The organism is Escherichia sp. E10V10 (assembly GCF_004211985.1).
Classification (GTDB): domain Bacteria; phylum Pseudomonadota; class Gammaproteobacteria; order Enterobacterales; family Enterobacteriaceae; genus Escherichia.
This window is the reverse complement of record NZ_RHJO01000010.1, coordinates 163,677-172,355: the sequence shown is the minus strand read 5'-3', so window position 1 is coordinate 172,355 and position 8,679 is coordinate 163,677. Positions and strand designations below refer to the sequence as shown.

Genomic DNA, 8,679 nt, shown 5'->3' with positions numbered 1-8,679 from the left:
CTCAACAACGATGCATACCTGATATTAATAATGGCAGGATTATTTCAAGTCGGGTAAGTCGTTGTATAAGCCCTGTTTAATTCCCGCTAATGGAATAAGGTTATTAACCGCAGCGGCATAATTCACTGCGGCGACCCAGCCATCATAATTGGCATTTATTTCAGCCGATTGCGCCTGAAAGACATCTTGCTCGACGGTTAATAGATCATTCAGGCTGCGTTTACCCAATTTATATTCATTTTGGTACACATCTCTCGTTTTGTGCGCACTTTCAGATTGCGCTAACCCAGCCTCTTCACGACCCCTTGCGCCAGTCCAGTTGGCATACGCCACCGACGCTCGTTGAAGCACGTCCAATTTTGCCTGCTCAACCTGCGAGGCAGAGATTTTTTGTTGCCCTTCGGCTTGTTGCACCTGGGCTGAAACCGCGCCGCCCTGATACAGCGGCGCGTTGACGTTCAGTTGTAACTGATCATCCCAATACGAGTGGTCGCTGGTCTGGTAGCGCGTTTTGCCGCCCTGAATACTGAGCGTAGGCCAGTATTGCGATTTAGTTTTTTCCACGCCGTACTGGGCAGACTGGCGTAAGTTTTCTGCCGCCAGTACCAGCGGGATGGACTGATAGTCGATATTTTTTAGCGACACTGGCTGTTCGGCTAATGCGGCTGGCGGCGAAGCTATCGCCTCCGGCTGTACGCCTGTGAGCACCGCCAGCTGTGCTTTGGCGCTTGTCATCTGTGCCTGATATTGTTCCAGCGTCGAGCGCATTCCCGCTATACGCGTTTGCGCCTGTAACTCATCGGATGATGAATTAAGCCCGGCGTTGGCGCGTAGTGCGGCCATGTTGTAGACGTTTTCCAGAGAGTGAATGTTACGTTGCGCTGCGTCGCACAAAGCCTGATAACGACTGACTTCCATATAGGTCGTCGCCGTCTTTTCGGCTACGTCGGTTAAGGTTGCCATCAATTTAAAGCGGTAGCTGTCACGAGCGGCAGTTTGCAGTTTGATATCGTTACTGGTTTTACCAAAGTCATACACCAGCTGCGTCAGGGTTATGCCATAAGAAACGTTGTTATCCAGCCTGCCGCTGGAGTCCGTTTGCCGGGAAGGCCCCGCATTACCCGTTAAACCGATGTGCGGATACCAGGCGCTTTTGGCTTCATCGATTTGCGCTTCACCAATACCTATCTGCGCCGCCTGTTGGGTGACGTCGGGGTTTCGCGCAAAGGCACGCAATATGCTTTCCTGTAACGATAAACTGGCAACCGGCGTAACCGCAGGGGCATTCGCCCATTGCGGTAATGGCGCAGCAAGCGCGTCTCCACCCATCACAATAAAACTGATTAAAAATATCAGACCTTTATTTTTACGGTTTTTTAATTGTAATCGCGCCATAGATAAGTCACTTCCTTCCAGGTCATTATTTTAACTGATCTTTATAACCAGCATCATTTTATTTAAGAAGGGTAATAACTTGTGCATCTCTTTTGTTTTTACTTCCCCCATTAAAAGAAATGCAGTGAAAAAGCTTATACTTTATTTATTAAGAATACACTACGACTTTTAGTTTACCATCATCCTCGTTAAGAATAATCCACGATAAGAAGTGATAGAAATCACAGTTTTATCGTCTATATATCTTTTTGGTGTGAATTATTTATTAAAAGCATAAGCAAGGGATTAAATTAAGGATAAAAAATAAAAGCGCAGTGCAGAAAGCACTGCGCACAAGAAGGTTTATACCGTTTTATTCCGTTTCATTACCATTGCCACAATAAGGCTTAGTAATAGTGCGCCTATAATCCACATCAGCGCACTGCTGCCCTGGGACCACAAGCTGTAAATAAAACCGATGATCACCAACAACATAACCAGCGTGCCAACGATGAGGATTGGCAACGAGGCGTGGATATCATGACGCAGGCGGATAGCGACCATAAACACCGCCAGGTAACAGACCAAAAAAGTGGCACTGGCGACGCTGGCGAGCGAGCCTAAATTCAACGCCGCCGTCATCAGCATGATCAACACCACCACGATGATGTTGCCCCATGTGCTCTGCCGCCACAGGGATTTATTCATTAGCTTCGGCAGCTCATGCTCGCTGCCCATGTTGTCCATGATATTAAACACCGCGAACAGGTTAGCGTTAATGGCTGAAGCCGTCGCCAGTAAAGCGCCGATCACCACAATCACATACCCCACATGCCCGAGCAGCGGAGAAGCGGCCTGCGCTACCGCGGTATCGGCATATTTTTCTAACTCTAATGCCGAAACATCGCTAAGCAGTACCAGCGCTAGTGCGATGTAAAGCAGCGTAGTAACGCCAATCGCCACCAGAAACGCCCGTGGCATAATGACCGCCGGATCTTTTACTTTATCCGCCGCGTTCGCCATCATGCCAAAGCCCGCGTAGGCAAGGAAGGTAATCCCGATACAGGAGAAGAACGCGCCGGAAGTGGGGGGCGCGGAGACAGAAATGTGCGCAGGTTGTAGCGACCAGACACCCGCAATGATCAACAACAACAGGATCATCATTTTGATGCCAACGAGGATAACTTCCAGTCGACCTACCGCGTGGTTGCTTAAAGAGTTGAAGAGAGTCATCAGCGCAATGATAGCCAGCGCGTACAGCAAAATAAGATGCTCATCCTGGCTGCCTTCATGCAGAAACTGCACGGCATAAGCACCAAATGCGCGGGCAACCATAGCAATACTCACCGCCAGCGTCATCAGGTAAAGCAAGGATAATGCCAGTGAAAAGACGCCGTTCCCTAATCCCCGGCGAAAGAAGTCAATAATCCCGCCATTACTGGGATAACTCGCCCCAAGTCGCGCATAGGCATAACCGGAAAACATCGCCACTATGCCGCCAAAGGCAAAAGCGACCCAGGTTGAGGCTTCCATTAACAACGCCGCCTGCCCCAGCAGGGCAAAGATCCCTGCCCCCACCATTGCCCCGATGCCAATGGAAACGACGTTCCATAGCCCGAGGGGTTTGTTACCGTTATCACCTTCCGCGTTCATCATGATCAGCCCTTAAACACGTTATAGCCGAGTTGGTTAGCAACAGATGCCACCATTTTCTGACCCCGAACACTATTACCGTCTTCATCCAGCGGCGGGGAGAACGCGGCAATCCCCATCACGCCAGGTACGACCGCCAGAATGCCGCCGCCAACGCCGCTTTTTCCTGGCAAACCAACGCGATACGCCCAGTCACCGGAGCGACCATACAGCCCTTCCATCATCATTTCGGCCAGAATGTATGGCACGTTGTCGGCCTGCAGAATGCGTTTTTGACTTAGCGGATTAACACCGCCCGCCGCCAGCGTCGCGCCAAGCGTCGCCAGTTCCACGGTATTGATGAGCGTGGAACATTGGCGAGTGTAGACATCACAGGCTTCCATCGCATCGCAATACAGATATCCGGCGGAGTACAGCAGCCAGGCAATAGCGCGGTTATGGAAGTTGGTTGTTTGTTCCGACTGGTTGACTTCGTCAGAGAGCGCGACTTGTTCTCCTGCAATCTGTTGTTGAATATGTAAAATTCGCTGCCAGCGTTGTTCTGCATTCTCGGCTTTAATCAGACTGACGGCGGCAATAGCCCCCGCATTAACCAGCGGTGATAACGGTTTGCCACCATGAAGTTCTAAGGCAATGACCGAGTTAAAGGGAAGTCCGGTGGGATCTGCGCCAATTTTATCTTGTACAGCCTGCGGGCCGACATCTTCTAACGCGAGGGCTAGCGTACAGACTTTGGAGATGGATTCCAGCGCAAAGCGGTAATCACTGTCACCGGCACTATAGATATTGCCATCGCAGGTTACGATAGCGACGCTCGCCAGTTGACTGGGGACATTCGCCAGAAAGGGGATGTAGTCGGCGTTTTGTCCGCCGCTAAGTGAGTGAAATTGGGTGTACGCCTGATCCACTGCTTGTTGTAATTTGTTTGCATCTAACATCTTTTGTTAACTCCTTTTTATAGATGCGGGAGGTATTTCCTCACCCCGATGCCAGTTTTCAGGCATCCTGATTTAACTTAGCACCCGTACTTTAGATAAAGGAAAACAAAGAGATAAATGTCTAATTCTGATGCTAATTGCGCCAATTTTTTAATCTCTGCCGACTTTTCATTTCGCTGATAAATAATTTCTTGACCTTCCCCTTGCTGGAAGGTTTACCCTTTATCACAGTCAGTCAACACTGTCTTAAAGGAGTACGTTATGTCACAAACTATCGACCTGACCCTGGACGGCCTGTCCTGCGGTCACTGCGTTAAACGCGTGAAAGAAAGTCTCGAACAGCGCCCGGACGTTGAGCAGGCGGATGTGTCTGTCACTGAAGCACACGTTACCGGCACTGCAAGTGCAGAACAGCTGATCGAAACCATCAAACAAGCGGGTTATGACGCATCTGTAAGCCACCCAAAGGCTAAACCGCTGGCGGAGTCATCAATCCCGTCGGAAGCACTGACAGCGGTTTCTGATGAGCTTCCGGCAGCGACCGCCGATGACGATGACAGCCAGCAGTTGCTGCTGAGCGGCATGAGCTGCGCCAGCTGTGTCACCCGCGTACAAAATGCGCTGCAAAGCGTACCGGGCGTCACCCAGGCACGGGTAAACCTGGCGGAGCGTACTGCGCTGGTGATGGGCAGTGCCTCCCCACAAGATTTAGTCCAGGCGGTGGAGAAAGCAGGTTACGGCGCGGAAGCGATTGAAGATGACGCTAAACGCCGTGAGCGCCAGCAGGAAACCGCCATCGCTACAATGAAGCGCTTCCGCTGGCAGGCGATTGTCGCCCTGGCGGTGGGTATCCCGGTGATGGTCTGGGGGATGATCGGCGATAACATGATGGTCACCGCTGACAACCGCAGCCTGTGGTTAGTTATCGGCCTGATAACCCTGGCGGTGATGGTCTTCGCGGGCGGGCATTTTTACCGCAGCGCGTGGAAAAGCCTGCGCAACGGTGCGGCGACGATGGATACGCTGGTGGCGCTGGGTACGGGCGTGGCGTGGCTCTATTCGATGAGCGTCAACCTGTGGCCGCAGTGGTTCCCGATGGAAGCGCGGCATCTTTATTACGAAGCCAGCGCGATGATTATCGGTCTGATTAATCTCGGCCATATGCTGGAAGCACGCGCACGTCAGCGTTCTTCAAAGGCGCTGGAGAAATTACTCGATTTAACCCCGCCAACGGCGCGCCTGGTTACTGACGAAGGTGAAAAAAGCGTGCCGCTGGCGGAAGTTCAGCCAGGCATGCTACTGCGCCTGACGACGGGCGACCGCGTGCCGGTAGATGGTGAAATTACCCAAGGCGAAGCGTGGCTGGATGAAGCGATGCTGACGGGCGAACCTATCCCGCAGCAAAAGGGCGAAGGCGATAGCGTCCATGCCGGGACAGTGGTTCAGGACGGTAGCGTGCTGTTTCGCGCCAGTGCGGTTGGCAGCCATACCACGCTGTCACGGATTATTCGTATGGTGCGCCAGGCCCAGAGCAGCAAGCCAGAAATCGGCCAGCTGGCGGATAAAATCTCTGCCGTATTTGTGCCAGTAGTGGTGGTTATTGCGCTGATCAGTGCGGCAATCTGGTATTTCTTTGGTCCGGCACCGCAGATTGTCTATACCCTGGTGATTGCCACCACAGTGCTGATTATCGCCTGTCCGTGTGCGCTGGGGCTGGCGACGCCGATGTCGATTATTTCCGGCGTCGGGCGGGCGGCTGAGTTTGGTGTGCTGGTGCGGGACGCCGACGCACTGCAACGCGCCAGTACGCTCGATACCGTCGTGTTCGATAAAACCGGGACGCTGACTGAAGGGAAGCCGCAGGTTGTCGCAGTGAAAACGTTTGCTGATGTTGATGAAGCGCAGGCATTGCGTCTGGCGGCGGCGCTGGAGCAAGGTTCCAGCCATCCGCTGGCACGAGCGATCCTTGATAAAGCAGGCGATATGCAGCTGCCGCAGGTCAACGGTTTCCGCACATTGCGCGGGCTGGGCGTGAGCGGTGAAGCAGAAGGTCATGCGTTATTGCTGGGTAATCAGGCGTTGTTAAATGAGCAACAGGTTGATACCAAAGCTATCGAAGCGGAGATTACTGCTCAGGCATCGCAAGGCGCAACGCCTGTGCTGCTGGCGGTAGACGGGAAAGCGGTGGCCCTGCTGGCAGTACGCGATCCGTTGCGTAACGATAGCGTGGCGGCGCTGCAACGTCTGCATAAAGCGGGATATCGTCTGGTGATGTTGACCGGGGATAACCCAACCACCGCCAAAGCAATCGCCAAAGAAGCGGGGATTGATGAAGTGATTGCCGGGGTGCTGCCGGACGGTAAAGCCGAAGCGATCAAACGTCTGCAAAGTGAAGGACGTCAGGTGGCAATGGTGGGCGACGGCATTAACGACGCGCCAGCGCTGGCCCAGGCGGATGTCGGTATTGCGATGGGTGGCGGCAGTGATGTTGCCATTGAAACCGCGGCGATTACCCTGATGCGCCATAGCCTGATGGGGGTTGCGGATGCGCTCGCTATTTCCCGCGCAACGCTGCGCAACATGAAGCAGAACCTGCTCGGCGCGTTTATCTACAACAGTATCGGTATTCCGGTCGCCGCCGGTATTTTGTGGCCTTTCACTGGAACACTGCTTAACCCGGTAGTTGCCGGAGCGGCAATGGCGCTCTCGTCGATTACCGTAGTGAGTAACGCCAACCGGTTGCTGCGGTTTAAACCGAAGGAATAAGTACGTCATTGCGGATGCGCTGCTTTAGGGCGGCGCATTTGGCATCGACGCATGACTGCCGGATGCGGCGTAAACGCCTTATCCGGCCTACGGTTCAGGCATTGGTTTGTAGGCCTGATAAGACGCGCCAGCGTCGCATCAGGCAATGGTGCTCGGATGCCGGATGCGGCGTTTACGCCTTATCCGGCCTACGGTTCAGGCATAGGTTTGTAGGCCTGATAAGACGCGCCAGCGTCGCATCAGGCAATGGTGATCGAATGCCGGATGCGGCGTAAACGCCTTATCCGACCTACGAGATGAAGCGATGTTTTAGCCTTACGCGATCTTTTTTGCACGCTCTTCACGGCGTGCCAAATATTCGGTCGCAGTTTCAATCCGTCTCAACTCCATTTGCGCCATCCCTCCCCGCGCGCTAGCATGATATTTCACAAAGGGAGGTCGTATGGATCTGTTGTACCGGGTAAAAACGCTTTGGGCCGCGCTGCGCGGTAATCATTACACCTGGCCTGCTATCGATATCTCTCTTCCCGGCAATCGCCATTTTCATCTGATTGGCAGTATTCATATGGGGAGTCACGATATGGCTCCCCTGCCCACCCGTTTGCTCAAAAAGCTCAAAAACGCCGATGCGCTGATCGTCGAGGCGGATGTTTCCACCAGCGATACGCCTTTTGCCAATTTGCCAGCCTGCGAGGCGCTGGAAGCGCGCATTAGCGAAGAACAATTGCAAAATCTGCAGCACATTAGCCTGGAGATGGGCATTTCTCCCTCACTCTTTTCTACTCAACCGCTGTGGCAAATCGCGATGGTTCTTCAGGCGACACAGGCGCAAAAACTGGGGCTGCGGGCAGAATACGGTATCGATTACCAGTTATTGCAGGCGGCGAAGCAACAACATAAACCTGTAATTGAACTGGAAGGGGCTGAAAAACAGATTGCCATGTTGCTCCAGCTTCCCGACAAAGGACTGGCGCTGCTGGACGATACGCTGACTCACTGGCATACCAACGCACGGTTACTGCAACAAATGATGAGCTGGTGGCTGAATGCGCCGCCGCAAAATAATGAAATAACGCTGCCCAATACGTTTAGCCAGTCGCTGTACGATGTGCTGATGCACCAGCGAAATCTCGCCTGGCGGGATAAATTACGCGCCATGCCGCCGGGGCGCTATGTGGTCGCTGTCGGAGCTTTACATCTGTATGGAGAAGGGAATTTGCCGCAAATGTTGCGCTAAAAAAATGGCCAATATCGCTATTGGCCCGTCAAAGAGGAATTTCATATTTTTATTATTATGCCGTCGCTTTAAACGACGGTGTAAGTCGATTGTCGCTCAATCTCACCATCCTGCCAATACTCTTAGGCAAGATGACACTTTTTTTTGGGCCGCCATCAGGCGTATGCTTTCTCCGTTTTTTGTTTGAGGCAGGAAAATTACGATGACACCCGCAGTTAAATTACTCGAAAAAAACAAAATTTCTTTTCAGGTTCATACCTACGAACACGATCCGGCTGAAACCAATTTTGGCGATGAAGTCGTCAAAAAATTAGGTTTGAATCCGGATCAGGTCTACAAAACGCTGCTGGTCGCAGTGAACGGCGATATGAAACACCTTGCCGTGGCCGTCACGCCAGTCGCAGGTCAATTAGATCTCAAAAAAGTAGCAAAGGCGCTGGGTGCCAAGAAAGTAGAGATGGCCGATCCGATGGTCGCGCAGCGTTCAACGGGATATCTGGTTGGTGGAATTAGCCCACTAGGGCAGAAAAAACGTCTGCCGACGATTATCGACGCCCCCGCACAAGAATTTGCCACTATTTATGTTTCCGGCGGTAAACGCGGGCTGGATATCGAACTGGCGGCAAGCGATCTGGCGAAGATCCTCGATGCCAAATTTGCCGATATCGCTCGCCGCGATTAAGCATCGTGCCGGATGTGAGCATCCGGCAC

The 8,679-nt window shown here is 52.7% G+C and carries 6 protein-coding genes and 1 pseudogene; 3 read left to right on the top strand and 4 right to left on the bottom strand.

Features of this window, described 5'->3' with window-relative positions; translation table 11 throughout:
• Positions 1–39 precede the first annotated feature (39 nt).
• From D9736_RS14295 to glsA, 3 genes are all read right to left on the bottom strand, one after another.
• A complete protein-coding gene (locus D9736_RS14295; RefSeq protein ID WP_130258558.1) occupies positions 40–1,395 on the bottom strand; it encodes a TolC family outer membrane protein in 1,356 nt (451 codons plus the stop codon).
• A gap of 342 nt (positions 1,396–1,737) precedes the next feature.
• Positions 1,738–3,030 (bottom strand): APC family permease, encoded by a 1,293-nt coding sequence (locus D9736_RS14290; RefSeq protein ID WP_130206329.1) that lies wholly within the window; start codon positions 3,028–3,030, stop codon positions 1,738–1,740.
• Positions 3,031–3,032: 2 nt separating this feature from the next.
• Positions 3,033–3,965 (bottom strand): glutaminase A, encoded by a 933-nt coding sequence (gene glsA, locus D9736_RS14285; protein WP_130223182.1) that lies wholly within the window; start codon positions 3,963–3,965, stop codon positions 3,033–3,035.
• Between the two features lie 261 nt (positions 3,966–4,226).
• On the opposite strand from glsA, the gene copA reads away from it, so the two are divergent.
• Positions 4,227–6,731 (top strand): copper-exporting P-type ATPase CopA, encoded by a 2,505-nt coding sequence (copA, locus tag D9736_RS14280; protein ID WP_130258557.1) that lies wholly within the window; start codon positions 4,227–4,229, stop codon positions 6,729–6,731.
• A gap of 315 nt (positions 6,732–7,046) precedes the next feature.
• On the opposite strand, the pseudogene D9736_RS14275 reads toward copA, so the two are convergent.
• A pseudogene (locus D9736_RS14275) lies at positions 7,047–7,124 on the bottom strand (addiction module antidote protein, HigA family); the annotation flags it as partial.
• Positions 7,125–7,173: 49 nt separating this feature from the next.
• Here D9736_RS14275 and D9736_RS14270 point away from each other — a divergent pair.
• Positions 7,174–7,968 carry a TraB/GumN family protein gene (locus tag D9736_RS14270; RefSeq protein ID WP_130258556.1) on the top strand — a complete coding sequence of 265 codons (795 nt, stop codon included), beginning with the start codon at positions 7,174–7,176 and terminating at the stop codon, positions 7,966–7,968.
• 202 nt (positions 7,969–8,170) lie between these two features.
• Positions 8,171–8,650: a Cys-tRNA(Pro)/Cys-tRNA(Cys) deacylase YbaK gene (gene ybaK, locus D9736_RS14265; RefSeq protein ID WP_130215505.1), complete on the top strand. Its 480-nt coding sequence runs from the start codon at positions 8,171–8,173 to the stop codon at positions 8,648–8,650.
• The last annotated feature ends 29 nt before the right edge of the window (positions 8,651–8,679 follow it).

What these genes read in the sequence shown, in the direction of transcription:
- D9736_RS14295 (WP_130258558.1), bottom strand. Translation starts at nt 1,395, where the DNA reads ATGGCGCGATTACAATTAAAAAACCGTAAAAATAAAGGTCTGATATTT.
- D9736_RS14290 (WP_130206329.1), bottom strand. Translation starts at nt 3,030, where the DNA reads ATGATGAACGCGGAAGGTGATAACGGTAACAAACCCCTCGGGCTATGG.
- glsA (WP_130223182.1), bottom strand. Translation starts at nt 3,965, where the DNA reads ATGTTAGATGCAAACAAATTACAACAAGCAGTGGATCAGGCGTACACC.
- copA (WP_130258557.1), top strand. Translation starts at nt 4,227, where the DNA reads ATGTCACAAACTATCGACCTGACCCTGGACGGCCTGTCCTGCGGTCAC.
- D9736_RS14270 (WP_130258556.1), top strand. Translation starts at nt 7,174, where the DNA reads ATGGATCTGTTGTACCGGGTAAAAACGCTTTGGGCCGCGCTGCGCGGT.
- ybaK (WP_130215505.1), top strand. Translation starts at nt 8,171, where the DNA reads ATGACACCCGCAGTTAAATTACTCGAAAAAAACAAAATTTCTTTTCAG.